This is a genomic window from Methanoregula sp. PtaB.Bin085 (genome assembly GCF_002067035.1).
Lineage (GTDB): Archaea > Halobacteriota > Methanomicrobia > Methanomicrobiales > Methanospirillaceae > Methanoregula.
In genome coordinates this window covers 22,365-47,402 of the sequence record NZ_MVQB01000013.1, presented here as the reverse complement: position 1 = coordinate 47,402, position 25,038 = coordinate 22,365, and the positions used below count along the sequence as shown (strand labels likewise).

The 25,038-nt window shown below is 47.6% G+C and carries 21 protein-coding genes; 14 read left to right on the top strand and 7 right to left on the bottom strand.

Annotated elements, in window-relative coordinates:
* Positions 1-17 precede the first annotated feature (17 nt).
* Positions 18-2,672, top strand: coding sequence for an oligosaccharyl transferase, archaeosortase A system-associated (locus tag A4E33_RS00950; RefSeq protein ID WP_292345549.1), 2,655 nt, complete (start codon positions 18-20; stop codon positions 2,670-2,672).
* A 318-nt stretch (positions 2,673-2,990) separates the two neighbouring features.
* Here A4E33_RS00950 and A4E33_RS00945 read toward each other — a convergent pair whose 3' ends face one another.
* Together A4E33_RS00945 and A4E33_RS00940 are read right to left on the bottom strand one after the other, a co-directional pair.
* Positions 2,991-4,118, bottom strand: coding sequence for a glycosyltransferase family 4 protein (locus tag A4E33_RS00945; RefSeq protein ID WP_292345547.1), 1,128 nt, complete (start codon positions 4,116-4,118; stop codon positions 2,991-2,993).
* Between the two features lie 9 nt (positions 4,119-4,127).
* Complete coding sequence (locus tag A4E33_RS00940; protein ID WP_292345545.1) at positions 4,128-5,291, bottom strand: glycosyltransferase family 2 protein; 1,164 nt, start codon at positions 5,289-5,291, stop codon at positions 4,128-4,130.
* A 452-nt stretch (positions 5,292-5,743) separates the two neighbouring features.
* Here A4E33_RS00940 and A4E33_RS00935 point away from each other — a divergent pair, with 452 nt between their 5' ends.
* The 13 genes from A4E33_RS00935 (at position 5,744) to A4E33_RS00875 (ending at position 21,099) form a co-directional block, all read left to right on the top strand.
* On the top strand, positions 5,744-6,835 hold the full coding sequence (locus A4E33_RS00935) for a glycosyltransferase (RefSeq protein ID WP_292345542.1): 1,092 nt from the start codon (positions 5,744-5,746) through the stop codon (positions 6,833-6,835).
* Positions 6,804-7,583: an ABC transporter permease gene (locus A4E33_RS00930; RefSeq protein ID WP_292345541.1), complete on the top strand. Its 780-nt coding sequence runs from the start codon at positions 6,804-6,806 to the stop codon at positions 7,581-7,583. Before A4E33_RS00935 ends, A4E33_RS00930 begins: the two co-directional genes overlap by 32 nt.
* Positions 7,583-8,305, top strand: coding sequence for an ABC transporter ATP-binding protein (locus A4E33_RS00925; protein WP_292345540.1), 723 nt, complete (start codon positions 7,583-7,585; stop codon positions 8,303-8,305). The genes A4E33_RS00930 and A4E33_RS00925 overlap by 1 nt, the downstream gene beginning before the upstream one ends.
* 80 nt (positions 8,306-8,385) lie before the next feature.
* A complete protein-coding gene (locus tag A4E33_RS00920; protein ID WP_292345538.1) occupies positions 8,386-9,375 on the top strand; it encodes a GDP-mannose 4,6-dehydratase in 990 nt (329 codons plus the stop codon).
* A gap of 106 nt (positions 9,376-9,481) precedes the next feature.
* Positions 9,482-10,534, top strand: coding sequence for a GDP-mannose 4,6-dehydratase (gene gmd, locus A4E33_RS00915; RefSeq protein ID WP_292345537.1), 1,053 nt, complete (start codon positions 9,482-9,484; stop codon positions 10,532-10,534).
* A gap of 16 nt (positions 10,535-10,550) precedes the next feature.
* Entirely contained in the window at positions 10,551-11,618 is a 1,068-nt protein-coding gene (locus tag A4E33_RS00910) for a glycosyltransferase (RefSeq protein WP_292345536.1), read from the top strand.
* A 180-nt stretch (positions 11,619-11,798) separates the two neighbouring features.
* A complete protein-coding gene (locus A4E33_RS00905) occupies positions 11,799-12,566 on the top strand; it encodes an ABC transporter permease (RefSeq protein WP_292345535.1) in 768 nt (255 codons plus the stop codon).
* Between the two features lie 88 nt (positions 12,567-12,654).
* The gene (locus tag A4E33_RS00900) at positions 12,655-13,896 is read left to right on the top strand and encodes an ABC transporter ATP-binding protein (protein ID WP_292345534.1); all 1,242 of its coding nucleotides are present in this window, start codon (positions 12,655-12,657) and stop codon (positions 13,894-13,896) included.
* 18 nt (positions 13,897-13,914) lie between these two features.
* A complete protein-coding gene (locus A4E33_RS00895) occupies positions 13,915-15,354 on the top strand; it encodes a methionine biosynthesis protein MetW (RefSeq protein WP_292345533.1) in 1,440 nt (479 codons plus the stop codon).
* A 13-nt stretch (positions 15,355-15,367) separates the two neighbouring features.
* Positions 15,368-16,477 (top strand): glycosyltransferase, encoded by a 1,110-nt coding sequence (locus tag A4E33_RS00890; protein WP_292345532.1) that lies wholly within the window; start codon positions 15,368-15,370, stop codon positions 16,475-16,477.
* Positions 16,474-17,526: a glycosyltransferase family 4 protein gene (locus A4E33_RS00885; RefSeq protein WP_292345531.1), complete on the top strand. Its 1,053-nt coding sequence runs from the start codon at positions 16,474-16,476 to the stop codon at positions 17,524-17,526. Before A4E33_RS00890 ends, A4E33_RS00885 begins: the two co-directional genes overlap by 4 nt.
* Positions 17,523-18,911 (top strand): glycosyltransferase family 4 protein, encoded by a 1,389-nt coding sequence (locus tag A4E33_RS00880; protein ID WP_292345530.1) that lies wholly within the window; start codon positions 17,523-17,525, stop codon positions 18,909-18,911. Before A4E33_RS00885 ends, A4E33_RS00880 begins: the two co-directional genes overlap by 4 nt.
* Positions 18,912-18,972: 61 nt before the next feature.
* Entirely contained in the window at positions 18,973-21,099 is a 2,127-nt protein-coding gene (locus A4E33_RS00875) for a glycosyltransferase family 39 protein (protein WP_292345529.1), read from the top strand.
* Positions 21,100-21,117: 18 nt separating this feature from the next.
* On the opposite strand, the gene A4E33_RS00870 is transcribed toward A4E33_RS00875, so the two are convergent.
* The 5 genes from A4E33_RS00870 to A4E33_RS00850 all read right to left on the bottom strand — a co-directional run bounded on the left by A4E33_RS00870 (position 21,118) and on the right by A4E33_RS00850 (position 25,005).
* Positions 21,118-23,316: a hypothetical protein gene (locus A4E33_RS00870; RefSeq protein ID WP_292345528.1), complete on the bottom strand. Its 2,199-nt coding sequence runs from the start codon at positions 23,314-23,316 to the stop codon at positions 21,118-21,120.
* Positions 23,317-23,389: 73 nt separating this feature from the next.
* Complete coding sequence (locus A4E33_RS00865; protein ID WP_292345527.1) at positions 23,390-23,728, bottom strand: hypothetical protein; 339 nt, start codon at positions 23,726-23,728, stop codon at positions 23,390-23,392.
* Positions 23,725-24,117, bottom strand: coding sequence for a hypothetical protein (locus tag A4E33_RS00860; RefSeq protein WP_292345525.1), 393 nt, complete (start codon positions 24,115-24,117; stop codon positions 23,725-23,727). Before A4E33_RS00860 ends, A4E33_RS00865 begins: the two co-directional genes overlap by 4 nt.
* Positions 24,118-24,133: 16 nt before the next feature.
* Entirely contained in the window at positions 24,134-24,454 is a 321-nt protein-coding gene (locus A4E33_RS00855) for a GNAT family N-acetyltransferase (protein ID WP_292345524.1), read from the bottom strand.
* Positions 24,451-25,005, bottom strand: a complete 555-nt coding sequence (locus A4E33_RS00850) for a hypothetical protein (protein WP_292345523.1) — start codon at positions 25,003-25,005, stop codon at positions 24,451-24,453. The genes A4E33_RS00855 and A4E33_RS00850 overlap by 4 nt, the downstream gene beginning before the upstream one ends.
* Between the last annotated feature and the right edge of the window lie 33 nt (positions 25,006-25,038).

Sequence of the window (25,038 nt, the reverse complement as noted above, 5' to 3'; positions counted from 1 at the left end):
ATTAGTACTAAACAGCAATGGACATCACTGCCCTGAACAAGTACCGGCAACCGGTCACCGTCGCGTTTATCCTTCTTTTCATGGCGGTTGCCCTGATCATCCGGATTATCCCGGCACTTATCACCGGCAACCAGCCGTTCTTCCCGGTGTACGATACGGACACGTGGTATAACCTCCGGCAGATTGAGGTGATGGTCCACGATTTCCCGCAGTACAACTGGTTCGACCCGATGACCGCATATCCGGCGGGAAAAACAATCGACTGGGGACCGGGACTGCCGTTCGTTGCCGCGCTTCTCTGCCTCATCACTGGTGCAGTAACACGGGACGCCATCGTCGCGGCATCCGGTTTCGTCGCCCCTCTGATGGCTGTGTTGTTAGTCCCGACGCTATATTTCCTGGGATTACGGATCGCAGACCGGAAGACCGGTATTGTGGCAGCGGGACTGATCTCCTTCACGTCCTTCCTGTACTTCACATTCTCATCGTACGGGATGGTCGATCACCACATCGCCGAGGTTCTCTTCAGCACACTCTTCATTCTCGTCTACCTTGAAACCATTGCATATTCGGAAGCCCACCGGCCGGACCGGAAGAACAGGAACACCCTGCTTACGTTTGCCGGGCTCTGTGTCCTGGCCGGCATCCTGTACTTCGCAGCCCTCATCACATCAACAACCGTGCTCCTGGTCCTGCTTGTTGTCGCGCTCTTCACGGTCATCCAGAACATTGTGGATTTCCTTTCCGGAAAAGATCCGGAATATCTCTGTATCCTGAACCTGCTGGCACTCGGCACGACTATCGTTCTTCTTCTCATTTCAGGTTTCCGGCACGAAGGGCTCAGTATCATGAATTATTCCTCCGGGCTCGTCCTTGCCCATGGGGCTGTTGCAGCGGGATCGCTGCTCCTGTATATTCTCGCAAAAGCATTCCGTGGCAGGAGGACCCACTACTTCCTGGTCCTCGCCGGCATTATCATTGCAGGGCTTGTCATCAGCCAGGTTGTCCCGGTGTTCCAACAGCTCGTCACCCAGGCACAGCATCTCCTGTTCGGGTATTCCGCGTTCTCGATAGGGGTACAGGAGACCCTGCCATGGTCGTTTGCCGGCGCGTACGATGCGATCAATGTCGCCATCCTGCTGGTTGCCGGGGGTTTTCTGGTTCTCGGGTACTGTCTGACAAAAAAACCGGAACGAGCCATGGTCTTTTTTGCGGTCTGGTCTGTTGCGATGCTTCTCCTCACATTCCAGTTCCAGCGGTTTCTGTACTACTTCACGGTGAATATCGCGCTCCTCTCCGCACTCTGCATTACCGAACCGTTCCGGTGGGATCAGGGCGGCCTCTTACGGAAGATCGCGGTTTTTTCCAACACTCCCGAACCGGATGCGGAAAAATCAGTATCGGAAAATCAACCTGATCGGCATAAAACAGGAAAGAAGAGAAAAGCCGCCGCACCGGGAAAAAGTACTCCCGGAATACCAGATACCCTCAAGGCTGCGTGTCTTGTTATCGTCTGTTTCCTTGCTATTATCCATGCAGGGCTCTCACTTTCACAGGACATCCGGTTTGCCGCAGCCGCCCATGACAGGGAGATCCCGGCAGACTGGCTGGAGTCTCTCGGGTGGCTCAAATCCGGAACACCCGATCCCGGCATCGGTTATTTCGACCGGTATGACAGCAGGAACTATTCAGCACCGGCAGGTTCCTACGGCATCCTTGCGATCTGGGACGCCGGTCACTGGATCACGTTCTTTGCCCACCGGATGCCGGTAACCAACCCGTTCCAGGACAACCTTGCCGGGGAGAGCGGGACTGCTGCATTCTTCCTCAGCGACAACGAGGCACGGGCGAATGGGATCATAGAGAAATACCAGGGAAAGTACGTCATCACCGATTCAACACTCGCTGTCAGCACGTTCACCAACCTCGTCCCGTGGATGAGCGGATCGGGGGACATTTCATCGTATATCCGGTGGTTCCTTGTTCCTGATCCAAAGGACGGTTCTCACCTCAAAAAGATCCACCTCTTTAACGACGGGTATTACCGGACAATGGTTGCAAGGCTCTATGTGTTTGATGGATCGATGACCGTTCCCTCAACGGCAGAATACGTGAAGTACACTATCCGGAAACCGACATCTGCTGAGACCGCAGAAGCTTCGGGTTTCTCACGCGTGATCACGGGCCGGCAGACTATCAACCTATCCCTGGTCAATATGACAGGTACCCCCATCATACCGGAAGGCCCGGAACTGCTGCCAACGTCCTATGCGGATCTGTATTCCGACATGCCGGACAAACCGCTCTCCACGCTCCCCGCTCTTGTTCACTACCGGCTGGTCCACGAGTCACCGGATGATGCAACCGTTACGCCGTTTCCGGAGTCGGCCCCGTTCATCATGAACGGGATAAAAACCGTCAAAATCTTCGAGTACGTCCGGGGCGCGCACATCCCGGGCGAAGGGATCATCGAGCTCCGGCTCGTGACGAACACCGGCCGTACATTCGTGTACCGTCAGGAGAGTTCCGGCGGTGAATTCATTGTCCCGTACTCCACGAAAGGGAATCCCTGCGATGTCCGTGCAACCGGACCATACCGTATTATCGGGACATCGCGCACGTTTGAAGTAACAGAAGACGCGGTGGTACAGGGACTGACGGTAAACGGGTAAGACACTTCCGCAACAGGCATGACATGAACCATTGCATGTCACATGAACTGATCATGTTCATACCCGAATGATGAAAATCATTGGAATCGGGATAAATTGTGAGGGCACCACGCCTCAGGGCCCCTCGCGGGGCACGGCGGGGCCAGAGCAGGTGTTGGGAAAAACGCATGGAAGCCGCCGCGGGGCGCCATTCAGGGCGGCGGCTGTTCATCACATGCAGGCGTATGGGGGCATCAGCCCCCATCATCAGATCATTTCATGTTTTTTTTCAAGTGAAGGTCCCCATGGTAATCATCAGAGCGCCGGTTCCCGATTCCGTTACCGGATGCGCGCCTGGTAATACTCTTCAAGCCGGGGAATAATCTGATCCCACGAATAACGAGCTGCTGATGCCATACAGGCATCCTTCATTGCCGGGTAGCGGTCAAGGGCAAGCCGGATTTTTCCGGCAAGGTCATCTTCTGAAAGATCTGCAATAAATCCCGTCTCCGGTGTAATCATATCACAGATGGCGTTGTCCGGGTGGTTCACGGTAACAACCGGCAGTCCGCACGCGAGCGCTTCCAGCGCCACGATGCCGAAACCTTCTCTGGTTGACGGGAGGACCAGGACATGCGCCGACTTGATCCTGGCGATCACCTGATCATGGGATTCAAGGAACGGCCGGAGGGTTATCCGGTCCCTGCACGAACAGGCCCGTATCCGGTTGCAGACCGCTTCCTTCTCGGGCCCGTCGCCAAGGATAAAAAGTGTCAGTTCCGGATACTCTTCCGCAAGTATGATAAAAGCACTGACGAGCAGGTCGGCATGCTTTTCCCGGATCAGCCGGCCTACAAAAATGATGTCCCGTTGTTCAGGCGCAGCGGGTATGGATATTACCTGTTCCGTGCTGATGCCAACGGGAAAAACCGTGACCCCGTGAAAGATACCCTCGCGGTCGAGACTTCGCGCGGTCCTTTCCGATATGGCAATATGATTGCGTGTCAGGAATCCCAGCAGCCGTTCAGTGCATTTTCCCAGCACCCCCGGCCACCCGAGGTAATCGTACCAGTAGTTTCCCCATACCTCGTACCATGCGATAACAAACGGTGTCTTTTTCATTGCTGATGAAAGTTTAACGGAAAAACAGGGGAAGTACGGGAACTGCTGGCATTCGATGATATCGAATCGTTCTTTGATCAGGAAGGGAACAAGAAACAGGCTGAAACGGAGTGCCTGCCGGATGCTCCTCCTCCCACGGACATATAGGGATTCGGCCGCCGGGCAGATCCCGTGCAGGGATATCCCGTCCCGGCTCACCATATCCGGGCCGTCCCAGTACTTCATGCCGACGAGATGAACGTCATGCCCGCGGGCTGCAAGCCGGACTGCAATCTCGTGGATGCGCTTCTCGCCACCGCCTTTCACGTAGGGAAAGATCGCATCGTAGACAAAGGCGATCTTCATCAGGGCACCCTATCCCTGGCCATTGGTCTCGTTCAACAGCATCATGCTCTGGAAGATCGCAAAAAGGAATACCTGCAGCCCGGTCGTGATGAGGACGAGCGAGATGATCGCTTCTGCAATCTGGGAGAGGCCACCGAAACCCGTGCGGATCCAGTGGAGGAAAATATTAAGACCGGTCAGTACCCCGAGAAACGCCAGGGCGGAACCGAACATGAGGAACTTCTCAAGGTTATGGTAGCGCATGAAGAGCTCGATAATCCCCGCCTTGTTCTCATACCCGTGGATAACCGAGTATGTCTTCATGAGCAGGGCCGATACGACTACCTGGATGCCGCCCATCAGCATCATTGCGCTCAGGATGAACGTGTGCAGGTGCGATGACTCGACATCCCCCTTGAGGTAAAAAAAACCCATGAGAACGAGACCGGTTGCGGCAAAGATACTACCCGGCACGGCAATGAACGGGAGCGGTTTCATCAGGAGAACAAAGCGCACATGCCGCCACCCGTCGGCAAAACTGTGAAGCTTGGACGGGGCCTTTCTCGGATAGTAGTTGATCGGCACCTCCTCGATCCGCAGGTTTTCCCGCGATGCATCGATGAGCATCTCGGACGCAAACTCCATACCACCGGATTTCAGGATGAGCCTGGACAGGGCCTGTTTTGTTATTGCGCGGAAGCCGCTGTGGGTGTCGGAGAACCGGGTCCCGAAGATCCAGTTGACCATCCACGTCAGGACCGGGTTGCCGATATACCGGTGGAGCGGTGTCATGGAGTTCTTGCAGATGGTTCCTTTGAACCGGGAGCCGATGACAAAGTCGGCACCGTTCTTCAGGGGTGCGAGCAGCTTCGGGATCTCGAGGAAATCATAGGTATCGTCGGCATCGCCAAGGACGATATACTGTCCGCGGGCTTTTTCAAACGCCGCGAGATATGCGTTGCCGTATCCTTTTTTCTTTGGGTGGATCACGATCGCGCCAAGAGATGTGGCTATCTCAGCGGTCCGGTCTGTTGATGCGTCGGCAACGATAATCTCGCCGCGGATGGAGTTCTCCCGAAAGACCTGCTGGATCTTGCTGATGCAGCTGCCGATCGTCAGCTCTTCATCAAGGGCCGGCAGGAGTACCGACACGTCGGGGGGACTCTCAGGGCTGCCTGCCGGATTCATGATCATCAGTATTTTCCGTATTTGTATTAATAATACAGATTTGGTTGCTGGCGGAATGTGCGGTCTTGCAGGATTTCAGGGATTATGAAAAACGTCTCTGTGGAAAACCTGCTGAGGTATAGCGTCAGATGAAGATGAGGCTACGGGCGGTCGGGGTCTATCTGCCCTCGCCCCGTGGAGCATGCCCATATATGGGGAACTGAAAAAAAAAGTTGGGGATGGGAGTCGAAGATCGGCTGAAGCCTCCCTTCTCCAGTTTGAGGTCTGACGACCTCTCACAGGCTCAAGGGGGCTTACAGCCTTGGGCTTCCTCCCCCTCCGAGGACCGACCGCAGGGGTGTCGAGAAGAATGTGGAGCATTCTTCGAAGGAAGAGGGATCACATCGGGCTGGCGACCAAGCCATTCGACCCGAATAAATACCCCATCCGTGAAATATAATAATAACCGGGAAACGCGGATGAAGGTCGCAATCTTCCATGATTACTTCGGTGCAATCGGCGGCGGTGAACGGGTTGTCCTTGCCATGGCAAAGGCACTTGACGCCGATATCATAACGACCGATACCGATGCCCTGCAAAAGATGGATCCCGATGCGCGGGTGATCAGTCTCGGCGCGACTCCCGCGATCCCGGGGCTCAAGCAGATCGCGGCCTCTTGGAAATTCTGGTCCTGCAATTATTCAGAAGATTATGATTTTTTCATATTCAGCGGGAACTGGGCGCATTACGCTGCACAACGCCACCACCCGAACCTGTGGTACTGCCATACGCCGGTACGGGCGTTCTATGACCTGTATCCCCTTTTTCTCTCACGACAGGGATTTATCCGGCGCCAGCAATTCCGCGTATGGGTACATCTTCACCGGTTTTTTGACCGTCATTCAGTGCGCTCTGTTGATACGATTGTCACCAACTCAGAAAATGTCAGGGCGCGGATCCTGAACACCTACTCGCGGGATGCGGAGGTCATTTCCCCCCCGGTCGATACATCCCGGTTCCGGTGCACTGAATATGGTGATTTCTGGCTGTCCGTGAACCGGTTGTACCCGGAAAAGCGGATCGAACTGCAGATCGAAGCATTCAGGCAGTTGCCGGATGAGAAACTGGTGATTGCCGGGGGATATGCACAGGGAGACCATGCATCGTTATATATCGACCGGGTCTCTGCAGACCCGCCCCCGAATGTCAGTTTCCTTGGTGAGATTCCGGAACCGGATCTCATCGATCTCTATGCACGGTGTAAAGGCCTTATCTGTACTGCGCTTGACGAGGATTTCGGCATCACCCCGCTCGAAGCAATGGCGAGCGGGAAGCCGATTGTCGCAGTGAACGAGGGGGGGTTCAGGGAGACGGTTATCCCGGGAACGGGACTCCTTACGGAACCGTCGATGGATATTATTATCCAGGCCATCAAAATTGTTGGCAGGAATCCTGAATCGTATAAGGATGCATGTATTGCGCGGGCACGGGAATTTGATCTCCTGCGTTTTGAAGAAAGAATAAAAACGGCGGTCAGGAATGTCATTTCAGCATATCAGGGAACTCGTTAAGTATCGGAATCTCATCTGGGTTCTGGCATGGGTTGAATTCAAACAACGATACAAGAATTCGATCCTCGGGTATTTCTGGTCACTCCTGGAACCCCTGTTCATGTTTGCGATTCTCTACCTCGTTTTTTCGAGTATAATACCGGCGCAGGTCGAATATTATCCGCTTTTCCTGTTGCAGGGCATCATTATGTGGAGTTTTTTTACCCGGTCTACGACGGCCAGTCTCGTCGCGATCTCTGACAAACCCCAAATGGTGAAAAAAGTGTATTTTCCGCGGGACATTCTTGTCATATCAGGCTGTATCACGACTCTGCTCATGAGCTTTTTCGAATCAATCGTTTTTCTGGCATTTTTATTGTACTTCAGAATCCCGCTGTCCATGAATGCTCTGTACATTCCTGTGATCATCTTCCTGTTTTTTGTAATCGTACTGGGAACCTCCCTTATACTGTCCGCTCTCAATGTTTTCTATCGTGATATCCGGTATATCTGGGCGCTTGTACTCCAGGTCGGTTTTTTTGCAACGCCGGTCATCTATCCACTGAGTATATTCCCCCCGCAGCTGCTGCAGATATTGTCTTACAACCCGCTCGCACAGGTAATCTTCCTCGCGCGTGATGTTACACTCTATTCCAGGGCCCCGAACATCTCCTCATTCCTGTTTGTTATCGTTATGGCGGGGGTAATTCTTGGTATCGGTTACGCGGTCTTCATGAGGCTGGAACCCCGGTTTGCGGAGGAATTGTAATGACCGTGATTGAGATCGAGCACCTCAGCAAGGAATTCCAGATTCCTCATGAAAAGCGAAATACCCTTTTCGAAACGCTTACCGGTGTGTTACGGCCTGCGTCCTATGAAACGTTTTTTGCCCTTAAAGATATCTCATTTTCCGTTGAAGAAGGGGAGATGCTCGGCATTATCGGGCAGAACGGGAGCGGCAAGAGCACATTACTGAAAATCCTTTCGAGAATCATCGTGCCAACCTGCGGAACCGTTCGGGTAAAACGACAGGTTACGCCGTTTCTGGAACTGGGGGTTGGCTTCAACAGGGATTTTACTGCAGCGGAAAATATCAGGATTTATGGTATCATCATGGGACTGACTCCCCGGGAGATCGATGAAAAAACCGATGAGATCCTTGAATTTGCCGGCATGGAGCGGTTCAGAGACACCAAGCTCAGGAATTTTTCCTCCGGCATGCAGGTCCGGCTCGCATTTTCGACCGCAATCCAGACAAAACCCGAAATCCTCCTGCTCGACGAGGTTCTTGCGGTCGGGGATATGGACTTCCAGAGAAAATGTCTGGACGTACTGGAACGTTTTAAAAAGGAGGGCGTTACGATCATTTTCGTTTCCCATGAGCTCGATGATATCGCAGAGCATTGCACGAGGGCAATGTTGCTCGACCACGGAAAGCTGGTGATGATTGGTGAGACACGGGATGTTATCGCGAGATACGAATCGGCCTGAATAATAATCGACACGAATACCGTCTATCCCGCCCGTTATAAATCAGAGAACGTAATGATATTATTCAGGGAACGCCGCAGATGAAAAAGATCCTCATCACCGGAATCAGCGGATTTGTCGGGGGTTATTGCGTTAATTATCTGAATTCCCTCGATACTCCACTGGAAATCCATGGTATCAGTCGATCGAAACCTGCTTGGGATTTCATTCGTATCAGCAGCGGGCGGGACAGGTGGCACCATTTCCATACTGCCGACCTGAATAATTTCCCGAGAATCAGGACGATTATGGAAAAAATCCAGCCGGATCAAATCATTCATCTCGCTGCACAGAGTTCTGTCGGGGAGAGCTGGAAATCCCCGGTGGATTCCTTTGTGAACAATACCTCAATCTTCCTCAATATAATCGACACCGTCCGCTGTATGGATACTGGCACGAGGATTCTGTCAGTTGGTTCGTCCGAGCAGTATGGTGTTGTATCCAAAAACGATCTCCCGCTCACCGAGGACCATCCGCTACGTCCGGCTAACCCCTATGCCGTTGCCCGCGTGGCACAGGAACACATGGCAGGTGTCTACCACGATGGGTTCGGAATAGATATCTGCTGTACCCGCTCCTTTAACCATTGCGGGCCCGGACAGACCGATCGTTTCGTTGCAGGAGCAATCACGAAACAGTTTGCGAGAATTGAGCTTGGATTGCAGGAGCCGGTGATCGAGATCGGCGATGGGACGATCATCCGTGACTTTCTGGATGTACGCGATGTTGTTTCTGCGTACACACTGCTGCTCGACAAAGGTAAGGCCGGACAGGCATACAATATCTGCAGCGGTCGGGGATACGCTATCAGCGAACTGGTGACTATGCTGTCGGACCGGCTGACGATCGAAGTACAGATAAAACAGAATCCCACGAAAATGCGCCCCCAGGAGAACCCGGCAATATTTGGGAGTTGTGAAAAGATCCGGTCCGGGCTCGGATGGATGCCGTGTCACCCGCTTGTTGACAGCCTGCAGGAGATGGTGGAGTACTGGAAAGCCCGTATGGATTTTAGCCACCGGCAGGGTTAATTTCGGACATACGTATTATATGAGACAGGTACTTTTGGTAACGAATTATTTAATCTGAAAAAAAGACAATATATTCAACCAGTTTTTGTTGTTCCAGGAAAGGATCATGACGAAACAGAAAACAGCACTCATCACCGGTCTGACCGGGCAGGACGGATCGTACCTTACAGAATTCCTGTTATCGAAAGGATATGTCGTGCACGGCTTGATCCGGCGGGCATCTACCTTCAATACCGGCCGTATCGATCACATCTATGTCGATGCCCATGAACCCGGTGCCCAGCTTTTCCTGCATTACGGGGATCTCTCTGATTCAGAACAGCTCGTGAATATTATCTTCAACCTGAAACCCGATGAGGTCTACCATCTCGGGGCGCAGAGCCACGTGCGGATGAGTTTCGATACACCGGAATACACCGGCAATGTCACCGGCCTGGGCACAACAAGGATCCTTGAAGCGATCCGGAGAAGCGGCAGACCAATCCGGTTCTACCAGGCCTCCTCAAGTGAAATGTTCGGTGGTGCAGAGGCACCCCAGAACGAAGAAACCTGCTTTGTCCCGCGAAGTCCCTATGCCTGTGCAAAACTGTATGCCTACTGGATGGTGCACAATTACCGCGAGGGATACAGGATGTTTGCAACGAACGGGATCCTCTTCAACCACGAATCCCCTCGTCGGGGCGAGACTTTTGTCACTCGAAAGATCACACGCGGACTTGCTGCGATCCTGGCAAAGAAGGCAAAATATCTCTACCTTGGAAACCTCAAGGCGAAACGTGACTGGGGATTTGCACCGGAATACGTGGAAGCCATGTGGATGATGCTCCAGGCAAAGAAAGCAGATGATTTCGTCATCGGTACCGGAGAAACCCATTCCATTGAAGAATTCCTCGAATTCGCATGTTCCTATGTTGATATCGACATGGACACGCATATCAAAATCGACAAGAGGTATTTCCGCCCCACCGAAGTCGACGATCTCCGTGCGGATGCCGGCAAGGCAGCAAAAGTCCTTGGCTGGAAACCGAAGATCAAATTCAAGGACCTTGCCCGCATAATGCTCGATGCGGATCTCCGGGCAAACGGAGTCATGCCACCCGGCGAGGGCGATGCACTCCTCGAGAAGAAGTTCCCCCGCAAGTGGTGGAAAGGGGATTAATTTTTGGTGAAATGACGTGAGAATTGCCATTTTTCACGATTATTTCGGGGCTATCGGCGGTGGGGAGCGCCTTGTCATTGCGATGGCAAAAATTCTCGACGCCGATATCATTACGACGGATACCGATGCCGTTCACCGTCTCGATCCATCGGTGAGAGTCATCAGTCTCGGAGAGACTATCTCATTTCCGCCACTCAAACAAATCTCCGCATCGTTCCGCTTTTATTTTTCTGATTTTTCAGCACAGTACGATTATTTCATCTTCAGCGGCAACTGGGCGCATTATCCCGCTCATCGTCACCACCCCAATATGTGGTACTGCAACACGCCAGCCCGGATGTTCTATGACCAGTACCCGGCGGTTGTGGAGAAGCAGGGTTTTTTCAAGCGCCAGATTGCCCGAATATGGATCGCTCTTCACCGGTATTTTGACCAGCGGAGCATCAGGAATGTCGATGCCATCGTAGCTAATTCAGAAAACATCCGAAACAGGGTGAAAAAGTTTTACAACAGGGATTCAACGATCATCTATCCGGGTGTCGATACCGCACGGTTTCACTGCTGCGAATACGGGGATTTCTGGCTGTCGGTAAACCGGCTCTACCCGGAAAAGCGGATCGAACTCCAGACGGAGGTTTTTCGGAGATTGCCGGACCAGATACTGGTGATTGCCGGGGGTTACTCACAGGGCGACCATACATCTGTTTATATTCAGAAAATCATGAGGGATCTCCCGCCAAATGTTTCAATTCTCGGAGAGGTCAGCGAAGAAAAACTCATCGATCTCTACGCGCGGTGCCGGGGCCTGCTCTGCACGGCCGTTGATGAGGATTTCGGCCTCACGCCGCTCGAGGCGATGGCCAGTGGCAAACCGGTTGTTGCCGTGGATGAGGGGGGGTTCCGGGAAACAGTAACACCGGATACCGGCATTCTTGTCCATCCAGAACCTCAAGGAATTTCTGATGCCATAATCGCTGTGGGCAGATCGCCGGAAAAATACCACGAGGCATGTGTTGCCCGGGCAAAGGAATTTGATATCAGGAAATTTGCAGATCAATTGAAACGGATCGTGGGAAAATGTTGAGGCCTGCCGAATATCGGGTTATGAAAAAACCGGTGATATGAAATCCTGATTCCCTCCGGTGAAGCCTGCCAAGGAATTTGTATTACCAACGCCAATTATTATAAAATCGAGATCGGAATCTTGGAAAACCATGCACGGGATAAATTTCGAACGGGAAATCAGCATGAAGGGAATCCTCGTATGAATTACAGTCTGATTATCGAACTAACGAAACGGGATTTCATCGAGCGCTATTCCGGCTCCGCACTCGGATTTGCATGGTCCTTCATCTACCCGCTCATTAACATCCTGATCTACATGATCATTTTCGGCAGCCTGATGGGAGCCCGGCTTCCGGGAATGTCCAATGTCTGGGGATACGGGATATACCTTATCGCAGGCCTGATCCCATGGACGGCATTTGCGAATACCGTGACCCGGTCATCGACGGTTTTTCTTGAGAAGAAACACATTATTTCGAAGATCCATGTGGACCTGCCGACACTCCCTGTCTTCATCGTTCTCTCGGAGACTATCACATTCTGCGTAACATTCGCAATTTTCCTCCTGATCCTTTTCATAACCGGTTTTTCTTTCACGCCGCTGATCCTGTTTATCCCGATCATTTACATCGTTCAGCAGGTTTTTGGTTATGCACTCGGTTTCTTTCTGGCGATGCTGGTCGTCTTCCTCAGAGATCTCAAGGAGGTCGTGAATATCTGTTTCCAGGTCTGGTTCTGGTTCACCCCAATCGTCTATGTCTTCGAGATCCTGCCATCATATGCACAGCAGCTGCTGATCCTGAACCCGATGCAGGCAGTTGTGTCCGGATACCATGATATTTTCGTGTATGAACGGGTGCCCTCGTTCAATTTCTTAGCGCTCGTCCTGATCGGGAGCCTTGTCCTCATCGCACTGGATTATATCGTCTATAAAAAGCTTGAAAAGGATATCCGGGATTTCATATGATCGTCATTAAGTATTCCGGTACTCGATCAGAAAAGCGGCAATATGTGATAAAACCTGACATGGCATGTCAATGGGGGGACCGTTTTCCATGATAAAAGTCGAAGGCATTTCAAAGAAATTCAAACTTTATCATTCGCCTGCCGATCGGCTCCGGGAAATCCTGTTCCGAAAATCGTACCACAAGGACTTCATCGCACTCGACAATATATCCTTCGAGGTCGGTCCCGGCCAGACACTCGGGATCATTGGAGATAATGGTGCAGGGAAGTCAACACTACTGAAAATACTCTCAGGAATTGTAATCCCTGATAGCGGTTCGATCACCGTTGACGGTAAAGTCACGGGTCTTCTCGAACTGGGGACCGGTTTTAACTATGAGATGACCGGCATTGAAAACATTTACATGAACGGTACTCTTCTCGGTATGACCCGTGATGAGATTGACCGGAAGAAACAGACAATCATCGATTTCTCCGAGCTCGGGGAATTCATCTACGAACCCATCAAGACATACTCCTCCGGCATGGTAATGCGGCTGGCATTTTCTATCGCGATCCATGCTGAGCCTACATGTTTCCTTGTCGATGAAGCGTTATCCGTCGGGGATGCATATTTCCAGCAGAAGTGCATGAGGAAAATCCAGGAGTTCCGGGAGTCTGGTGGATCGATTGTGTTCGTATCGCATGATATGAATGCGGTGACTACACTATGCGACTATGCCATACTCCTCAATCATGGAAAAATGGTGTCTTTCGGGATTCCGAGAGGAATTATTGATTTGTATATTACACAAATCTGTTTAAGTTCTCATTCGGGGGAAAGAATTGTAATCCATAATGATGAAAAAAAACCTGAGAAAAATCATGCAAATATTTCAACAAATAAGATTGAATTCGGTGCAATAAGGATTCTTGACTGTAAAAAACAGCCTGTGACACATGTTTATGGTGAAGATGAGATCATTATTAATTATTCCTTCCGTTGTCTACGGGATATTGAAGAACCAGTATTCGGGATATTAATCCGAAACCGATACGGGGTATCGATCTTTGGTACAAACACTCATCTCCTGAACCAGAAAAATAATCCTGTGATGGCAGGTAAATGGTATGATGTATCGGTAAAATTCAGGCTTTTGTTGCAGCCAGATGAGTACTTAATCACTATCGCCATCGACAATGGCGGAAGAGCAGTAAATTCCTTCGAGGAGTACCTGCTCCGGCTCAACGATATTATTACACTCAGGGTTTTACAAAACAAGAATCTTCCCGTATACCTGGGGATTACTGATTTGCATCCTTCGATTGAAATTGAATCAATTCCAGACTGACAACACGTGGTGGGAAAAATGGATAATGACACAAAAGAACCCTTCGGCGATGAGATGACTATCGAACGGATTAATGCCCAGATATTTCAGAATATCCGTTGCAGCAATACTCCCGGAACTCCCTCCAACCATGAGAATCAGACCGTTGCATCAGATGCGATACATTTTATGGAACTGTCCGACGACTCATTCCAGCGGGATCTGTCCCTCCTCAATACGATGTGGGATATTCACAACACCAGTTATTTCATCACCTCGCATCGCCCCTACATCGGGTATATCCTAATACAATGCCGGAATCTGATTCATGGGGAGGTCTGCCGTTATATTGATCCGGTTATCTCCCGCCAGACTGAGTTCAATGCTTGCTCTACGCGGATAATTAATATCGTGGTGCAAAATTGCATCGAGACCGATCGAAGGATCCGTCATCACGATGATACGTTACGCCGTTGGATGACACAATATGAAAAGGAAATAGCTGAAAAGATCTCCCTCCAGGGATTGGAATTAATACAAAAAATTTCTCAAACAGACGATGAATTGACCAGAAAAATTGGGCTGTGTGAAGCGGAATTGATCCAGAAAATTTCACTGAAAGAAGAAATAAACAATAAAAAAATCCGGGAGAGCATTGCTTCATGCGTTCTGGACGAATTTTCACGGCTTGAAAAGCGTCGAATATTTCAGACAGGAAATGTTCAAACTCTTGAAAAGCGGATGCAAGAAAATTTCACACAAAACGATCCTTATTTGATACCAGATGCGCTGGCAGACACAAACTATTTGCATTTTGAAGAAAAATTCCGGGGTTCGCGGGACGTAATAAAACAACGACAGACGAAATTCCTACACTACTTTAAAAACAGTACCCTTGTTCTCGATATTGGTTGCGGACGAGGTGAATTTCTTGAAATACTCAAAGAAAATCGGATCGGGGGAGTCGGAATTGACATCGATACTGATATGGTTGAATTCTGTCGTTCACGTGAGCTGAACGTAATTCAAGCAGATGCGATATCCTACCTTGAGAACCTAGATGACAATTATCTTGATGGAATATTCCTGGATCAGGTTGTTGAACATCTGGATCCAGCCTATCTGCTGCGGTTGCTTTCGCTTTGTTACCGGAAGATGAAAGCTGGCTCGACAATAGTTATTGAAACAGTAAATCCGTTATCATTTATCTCGTTTGTGAATTTTTATATTGACCTTACACATACGAGACCGGTTCATCCTGAAACGCTGGAATACCTGCTGAATGCTGCCGGGTTCAGAATATGCGAAAAGATATTCTCTTCACCGGTTCCCGATGATGAGAGACTGAAAAAAGTCGAAACAGATCTACAGGTGGATGATACTGCAAGAAGAAATGCAGAATTATATAACCAAAACATTGATCGTTTAAATTCACTCCTGTTTGGTGCTCAGGACTACGCCATAATCTGTACGAAATAAGGAGACCATCAGAATGACCCTGCCAACTATCGCTATTGCCCATCAGACAATTGTTGATGGCGATGCAATTGGTAACGATATCCTTGGGATGTATTCCATTCTCCGCAACCAAGGATATGAAGTTGGATTAATCGCTGAAAATCTGACGAATGACCTGAAGGGTTTCCAGTTAAATTCAAGGCAACATGACAGATTCATGGAAAACAAGAACTCTGTCCTTATATACCATCACAGTGTTTACTGGAAAGAGGGTGAAGAAATCCTTAACAAATTCAAAGGAAAAACTTTTTTTAAATTCCACAACATCACACCACCTCATTTTTTTGAAAAATATTCGAGTTTCTATTATGAAATATGTCTTCAGGGTATGAGACAAACAGACAGGTTGCTGAAGAAGTTTTGTCATTCTTTCTGGTGGGGCGATTCAGAATTCAATTCCCGTCAGCTCAAGGCAGGAGGACTGAAACCGGAATTCAGTCTTACTATTCCACCATTCACCCAACTGGAAAAACTGAAAAATGTCGAGCCAAATTTTTCACTTATCGATTCTCTGATTGGGAATAATTGTAATAACGTGCTGTTTGTTGGTAGGGTAGCGCCCAACAAGGGACATATTCATCTGATGAAAACACTCAGGAACTATAAAGAAAATTATGATAATAAAATTCATTTGTGGTTAGTCGGGTCGATGGATCAACAGGAATTACAATTGTATAATATTATGCTTCTCGACCTTATAAGGAAATATAATCTCAAGGACAGCATTTCGTTTATCGATAAGATCTCGGAGAAAGATCTTAAGTCATATTATATATCCTGTGATGAATTTTTATGCATGAGTGAACATGAAGGATTCTGCGTACCGATAATCGAAGCACAAAAATTCGAGTTGCCGGTCATTGCGCACAGCGGTACGGCTCTGCTGGAAACCATCGGAAATAAGCAGATTATGTTCGATACTTTCGATTACGATTTTTCTGCATCTGCATTATATACTGTATTTTCTGATGAAAAAATTCAGGATTTTTGTCGGAAATATGGTAGCGAAAATGTCACATCCAGATTCTCTCAGGAAATAATTCAGAAAAAATTTTTAACCGCATTTCAAATGACAGGATCGTGAAAATTCCCATGAAAATCGGTATATTAAACGTTCAGGTTCCTTTCATCAGGGGTGGGGCTGAAGTGCTTGCAGAATCTCTCCGCGATGAATTGAAAAAAAGGGGACATGATGCTGATATCATCACGATCCCCTTCAAATGGTATCCTCCTGAAAAGATTGTTGATTCCATGATGGTTGCCCGGAAGATCGATGTCACAGAAGTAAATGGAGAAAAAATCGACCGCGTTATCGCTTTAAAATTCCCGGTTTATCTGGCCAATCATGAGAATAAAGTTCTCTGGCTGTGTCATCAGCATCGGCAAGCATATGAGTTATGGGGTACGGATCATGGTGATCTCCACGCAATGGAGTTCGGTGATGAAGTCCGGAAGCTTATCGTTGATTGCGATAACAGGTTCCTTCCCAAGAGCAGAAAAATATTCACGATCTCCAAGACGGTTTCTGACCGGCTCATGCAATTTAATTCCATAAGTTCAATTCCATTGTATCCCCCTCCGAAAAATCCGGAGATTTTCCGTGCAGAAACTTCCCAGGATTACATCTTTTATCCGAGCAGGATAGATAAGATAAAACGCCAGATCCTGCTGGTAAGTGCTCTCAAATTCTGTAAGACACGGATCCGGGTAATTATAGCAGGAACCGGCGACCAGAGGACAATCAATGATATCAGGGAACGAGCAAAAACTGACGGAACCCTTTCCCGTCTTGAAATCAGGGGATATGTTTCAGAAGAGGAAAAAGCTGATCTCTACGCGAAATCCCTTGGGGTCTATTTCGGTGCTTATCAGGAAGACTACGGGTACATCACCCTTGAATCGTTTTATTCAGGAAAGCCCGTTATCATACATACTGATGCCGGAGGACCTTCTGAATTCGTGAATGAGAAAAACGGGTTTATTATCAAGCCAGAGCCACAGGAAATCGCCTTCGTGATGGATTCCCTGTATAACGACCGCGAGCACGCGAAGAACCTCGGCAACCAGGGATATGAATTAATACAGAATCTGAATATCAACTGGGATTACGTCATCCGGCAACTCGTATCATGAAACTTGCATATTTTAGCCCACTGCCCCCACAGAAAAGTGGTATCTCGGATTATTCCGAGGCACTCCTGCCTCATCTTGCCCGATATTTTGATATTGATCTCTGGGTGACCCGAACTCCTGAAAAATCACTGGCGAAAAAATTCACGAGTATCAATTATCGCAACGGGACTACATCCCTGTCCAAGCTTAGCGATTACCCATGCATTCTCTTCAACATGGGAAATAATCCTGAATTTCATTCGGAGATGTATGATGTTTTTCTCCAACACCCGGGTCATGTTATACTCCACGATTTCGTTCTCTATTTCCTTGTGACCGGCTACTATCTGGATTATAAACGAGACAGGGAGGGGTATATTCGGGAATTTTATCAGATTTTTGGGGAGCGCGGAATTCATAAGGTAAAAAGGATCCTGAAGTCGAAGACTCCACCTCTCCAGTTTGCCCATCCGGAATACTTCCCGATGATCCAAGGGATCATTTCCAAGGCACACGGAATCATCGTGCATTCCGAATATGCCGAAAAACTATTGGTTGAATTTGGATGTACGCCAGAAAAAATCGCAAGAATAAATCAGGTAAATTATGCGAACATGAGATTTGAATACCCGCCAAGAGACCTGGCACGCACCAGGAAACAGTATGGGATCCGTCCCGGAACCCTTCTCATTGCATCTTTTGGGTACATTGCACCAACGAAACGGAATGCCGAAATTATCTGTGCAGTCAAGAGGATTATCCAAGAATCAGCTCCCGACATTCAGTACCTGATGGTCGGTGAAGGGAATTATATTGATGGTTTCCTGGACGATACGATTAAGAAAACGGGATTTGTTTTAAGAGAGGATTATGAACGGTTATTAGCCTGTTCAGATATTGTAGTGAACCTCCGCAATCCCTCAATGGGTGAAACATCTGCAACAGTCCTTCAGGCAATGACTGCCGGCAAACCATGCATCGTAACGGATACTGCCTGGTTCTCTGAACTTCCCGACGGGGTCGTGGAGAAAATTTCTCCTGTTCCGCTTAAGGAAGAACAGGATCTGAAAGATACACTTGTAAAACTGATCCACGATGCGGATCGCAGGTACAGGCTGGGATGCATGGCACATCGGTATGTAAGAGAAAAACATGATCCCAAAAAGATCGCAAGAGAGATCTCACTTTTTGTAAACCGGGACCTTCGGATCCATAAGGGGGATTTTCCTACCCGATACATATGGAGATATGAACGAGACCTTGACGAGGTTCTCCCTTCCGGATCTGAAAGCCGGTTCGCAGCGGTCTACCGGCAGGCCGAAGTAGAACGACTCAGGGAATTCTCTCTGATGAAGCCAGCCCGGACTCTGTTCCAGCGTATCGGCAGTTTCCTGTTTCAAAGATGATGAACCAGCTCATTCCTTCGGAAAGCGAGGTTTATTTGAGAGCCGAATGCAATAGTGAACGATGATTTTCGCTAATAAAAAAAATCCTGAAACCCATCAGTTCCTCGTGTTATTAGCTTTATTTTTCTTTCTGATTCTGGTAAAAGCCATCATTTCATCATATTTTTCCTCCCCCTTTAATTTTGGAGACGAAACAGTCTACGAAAATGCGGCGCGCTCTCTTTTCGAGAGCAATTTTTCCGTCCTTCAATCCGGATACCCTGTGGGGTATCCCCTTGTCCTCTCGCTTGTCTTTTTTTTATTTTCTGAAAAAATCCTCATCTACCACGGGATACTTGTTATCAATGCCGTGATAAATTCATCCGTCATATTCCCGCTCTACGGTATTTTAAGAAAATATTGCAATCCGGAAACATCGCTTGCGGGAGCTTTTCTTATCAGCTGCCTGCCGGCCGTAACGGTTTATACGTTTATGCTTTCGTCGGAGAACCTGTATATTCCCTTATTTTATTTTTCCTTATGGTTCCTGTTGGAATCGATCACGGATGAACGAAAATTCTGGCAGGTTTTAGCCGGTTTTACCTTGTCCGGTCTCGTCTTTGTCAGGACCATGGGAATTTCCGCACTTCTCAGTCTGCTCCTCCTTTTCTCGATTCTTGCAGTACTCGAATTCAGACAAAATAAAATTGCATCATTTGTGTCACGATATTATGTGCTGTGGTCTTCAGCTCTTATGGGGATCGCGGCAGGGCTTGCATTTTACTCACTGTATGATCTTCGCCTGACCCCCTATAGCGACAAAGGCTATGTGTCGGTTCTCATATCGCTGTTCTCCACAATCCCGGGAATTCTAGATTTTGTCGGAGCATTTTTCCACGAAATCGAATACCTTATCATCAGCCTCAATTTCTTCACGGTATTCATTATCGGGATATCCCTCCTGCTTTTCCTTCCGTGTAAGACGATCAATTCCCACGGGATTGCGGAATCCCGAATGGATCGTCTCAATACCGGGTTACTGTATCTCCTGATATTTTTTTTACTCACGTCTGCATTCACGCTAATTGTGACAATAACGCATATGCGTGGCCTTGAGGCGATCTATAATATCACGTCCAACTATTCAATTCTGGGGAGATACATCGATCCCTTGGTCCCGGGGATTTTTCTCTTCGGGTTAATCGGATTCGTTCAATATTTCAGATCAGGAAAGGAAGAACATTTGAAATTTTTCCGGAATCTTATTCTGCTCAATTTGATCATTTTCATAATTTTTCTGGTTACAAAACCCCTTGCCTCATACAATCCCACTAACATTTTTCCGATCCTTTATATCAAGGAAATTGTGGTTTTCGTGCCACTGGTATTCTTCGTGCTAAGCGCACTTATCGCATCCACTGTCTGTACGATTCTCTTCATACACAGGAAGGAATTGCTGTTCGTTGTATTGATGTGTTGCATTATTCTCACGTCAGGTTATGCAGTGAGTACCGAATTGTCGCAATCGGTCCATGCAGCCGGGTATGCGGATACCGGTCTCTTTTTTGATAGGATTTCGGGGAATGATGTAAGGATCTTTTGGGATGTCGGAGACAATTCCCCCCTTGAACAAATCCACTATTACCTTACAAAATTCTGGTGCAGATATCCGGTGATCATGTTCTCCGCTCAGGATGAGATCAGTGGCAACTTCACCGACCGGATAACACCGGCGCATTATCTCATTTCCACGAGAACATTTGATTTCCCCATTATGCTGGAATCGAACAGCGGGTATAAAGTGTACCAGATTTCCCCGGAAAATACCACCCCCCTCGTCATTATTAACAAGCTGACCGGTGACTGGAATGACCTGGAAAGCGACGAAGAAGGGATCTTCTTCCGCTGGATCTTCAATGACGCAACGGTCCAAATCTTTTCAGACAGGAAACGGGATGCAGTCTTCTCCTTCGAAGCGCGTTCACTGGATCGTGAACGATTCCTGACGATGAATATCAGTGGTATGGCTCCAAGAAGGTTTATTATCCCGGAAAATTTTACTCGGTTCAGTACGATAATTCCCCTGAAACACGGGGACAATGAAATTTTTCTCCAAGCAACGATACCCGATTCCCACTATGTGGATGTTAACAGTACGAAAAATATTACGCTGGCATTCCGGAATCTTGGAGTAACATCATATCCATGATTATTATTTTAAAAAAAATTACATGATCTCCAGCGTTTTGAAATTGTCCATTCTGAAAACGAGGTTTCGTGGATCTGAAACAGGTACTCTTGCAGCATCGCAATGGAATGTTACGGAATAGCTCCCGGGAGGGACGATAATCTTCCGCTCATACAACGTACCGAGATTATTAACAGCGAGGGTGTCTGAGAACTCACTGGATTGTATTGTAACATTGGCATTTTCCGACCATCCGGTCCGTATGGTTGTATTAATAAGTATCACCCTGTTTTCCGGTGTGGGATTATCAAAAAAAACGGTACCAGAAGATGAAGCCCATCGCCAGTTATTATCCGGGTCGCTCTCAAAAACAGAGAATCCCTGCCCCCAGCGGGGGATTATCGGGTTGAGTGTGAGATATTGTTTTTTCAGGAATTCCTGATCGGTGAGATGCTCTCTCAGTTTTTTGTTGTATTGCCGCATATCGAAAAAAACGTACCGGCCATTTTCGCTCGATATCGGCTCCGTACCCAGTATCAGTTTAAGGCGGGCAACGACTTCTTCAGGATTCTTGTACCCAAAGGTATCAATCCAGATTCCTGAAAAACCAGAATAACTCAATGACTCTGCCAGGGAGTCGAGAGGTCTTTGAGAGATTTCCCTCTGCCACAAATCCCCGGACCGATCGATCATGGTACCATAGCTCCACCGAAGGAACCTGGAATGAAGGTAAGGTTTCAGGGGGTCGTAATAAAAAATCTTATTCGGGAGGCCCCCACCAAGGAACTGCATGTAGGGAAGTTGGAATACCATGGCACCTTCTGGTAAATGTGATTCAATCTGCCTGACAAAATTATCGTCAGAATGATATTCAGCTTTTATCGCGTCATAGGCTGGGACATAGTGACTATTTGACATATCCTGGATACCGAATATGAGTAGAGAGACAATGACAATCAAGAATATTGCAGTAAGATGCTTTCGATGTCCGTATTTATCGGAAATGATCTGCAGGTAAATCATGAACGCCAGGATTGAGAAGAATGAGATGAAAACACTTATCCTGTTATAACCACGGATGTACGGGAATACATAGGCAATTATGGCCCCAAATCCACCTATTGTTGCCAGAAGTACTGCTGAAATATTCAGGACTGACAACTTTATGAAAAGGGACTGGAATTCGGACCGTATCTCAGTGCCAAAGATTCCAGCAAACGGTAATTTTCCGATGAGCAATCCCCACAGCAAAAGCAGAAATCCAATACTCCCAAGCAGGCCCAGGGAAGATGTTGCATTTTCATTCACCAGGGGTGCGTATTGCTGGTAATTATCGGATGCAGCCGCGAACGTAGGAATGAAATGGTCGTGAATCGGGAGAAGCAGCTGGATAATCTTCAATCCATAGATTTCTGCATCACCCGGTGTCCTCTGCCACGCTGTGGGATTCGGACCATATTCAAGCTGATGGATCAGGGCCGGGGTTAGGCACAGAAACATGATTACAGTCGCGATGACAATGAAGGATATTGCGGTAAAAAAATTTCTTTTTTGATGGTATACAAAAAATGTATAGCATCCTCCGACAAGCAGGAAAAAACAGGAAAAATACGTGTAGTACACGGTGGTCAGACCGATCAAAATACATGTGAAAACAGAGATGATAATTTTCCAGTTTGGCATATTCCGGCCTTTCCCCAACAAATCTTCGTTCCCGGCAATCCAGATTGTTACCAGAATAACCAGTGGCAGTAAATAATACTGCGAGAAGAGAAAATGATCCTCACCTCTGAGGAAATGGTATGGGATAAATGTGTAGAGAAGGCCTCCAAAAACTGCAATCGTGCGGGATATTTTCAGCTGTCTGAAGACAAATACTGAAGTCAGCGTCGTGAGAGGGAACGACGCCAGATAGACAATATTCAGAATAACGGCGTAATCCGATGAAAACAATGCAACACATTTGATTATCAGAAATTCAAACGTGGCATTGAAGGGAAAATCCAGCATATCGAGGCCGAAAGGCATCCCGACCTGACTATTATGGAAATACCATCCCTCATCGATGACACTTTTTATCCAGAGCCCGATTGAATTGACATCCCCGGAATACGAGAATGGAACGGCCAGATCTGCTGCCCAGAGGTGCAATATGACTGAGGCGATGATAATTGAACTGAAAAAAGCAACAACATAGGTTAAGAGTTCAACAATCAAAGGGGATTTTTCAGAATCCATCAAGGCACTCCGGAAAAATTCATTAATCTATTTGGAAATGGATCAAATAAAATAATGCTCATTCTTTCATGAACTAAAGGTTAAAAACAATGATCCCGATGAGGATCAGTAAGATCCCTGTAAGTTTGTTCCGGGATAAATGTTCCCTGAGAAAAATCCCGGAAAGCACGGTCACAATAACAATTGCAAGAGAATACGCAGCTGCGTAGAATGTTTTCAGTTCGATGCCCTGTAGGGAGTAAACCGTCAGAATTGTTACGAGAAGCAGAATTGAATAACCACTGAGAGTAAACCTGTTCAGGTAAATGTTCTCGTCACTGCTTTTTTGTGTGGCGCCAGTTTTTAAAAGAACCTGGGCAAGCCCGGTTAACAGTATTGAACATCCGGCAATACCATAATAAAGCATTGTCATTGCTTTATTCCTCCTGGGATCTCACGGCTTAAAAAATATATTCCCATAAAAATTATTGCGATTCCGGTGATATTGAATACGGAAATTGTCTCGCCGAATAATTGAAAGGACAGGAAAAGAACAACGATCATTGTTATGCTTTGAAAAGGATAGACGAGCGAGATATCGTATTGTGTGAGTGCAACCTGCCAGACAATTGCCTGAAGGATCATGCATCCGATCGAAAGGAGGTAAAAACTATTCGAAAAGATTGCCAGCGGACCTGACGGGATGAGTGACAGCGCTGCATATTTCCCAAATATTCCGCTGAATGCCTGAAACAGAATTGAAAGAATGATGAATATGATATAGAAATTCCGGCTCATACTCAAATCCTCGAATTCATTCATTCATTTTTTTTCAAAACTAATAGGTTATGGATGTCGTTATCGGATTCCAATGATGGAAGGTAATCTGGGTTCTTACTGGATGGAATCCGTTTTTCAGAAGTGTATGGAAGACCGGCACATTATTGGCCTGTGTTCTGACTTCAACCAGATTTGCATAGTTACTGATAAACCGAATACTGTTTTTTATCAATGCGGAGTAGATACCAAGATTCCGATACTGAGGTGAGACTGCATTGAGTACGAATGTACCAATTTTAATTCCGTATCTTGCCAGATTATGGTTTTCCTTCTCGATAGTTATGAAACCCACGACGTCTCCTTCCGTTTCGGCTATCATGATAACATCCGCACCGATACCTCGCATTGCATCTTTTGCGAAACCCGCGTATAAGGTATCGCATTCAGCCTTCGGAAAATTCGGATCCGAGTGGAAGCGATCAAGGGTGAATGAGTCTTTGGCAATCCTGATGATTTTTTCGCGATCAGATTTCTCAAATAACCGAATGATATAGGGTTGGCTGCTGCAGGTATTTTTTTCCGAAACGTTGCGGAGGAATAGGTAATCAGGCAATCCATCATTCTGAATGATTCCTGTTCGAGGATATGGATGGTTGATAAATCCCCGCAATCCACCCTGGCGGAGATCATATCATAGTCTGGCATGATTTCCGACCTGAAAAAATCCAGCATCATTTTTTTATTAGTGACTGAATTTCGGAACGAACCCATAGAAAAGATATACTCAACCGCGAACATCTTTTTCTTGAAATGAAGCGATTCGGTTGATGATTTTTTAATGACGGCAAACGCGGTTATTTCCCCCTGCTCCCTCAGGCACAGGGAATAAGTATTTCGATCGTTCATTAGCTGCTTGATATCTGCGATCATATATCGTCCAATTGAACTTCGGTACCGGGAATA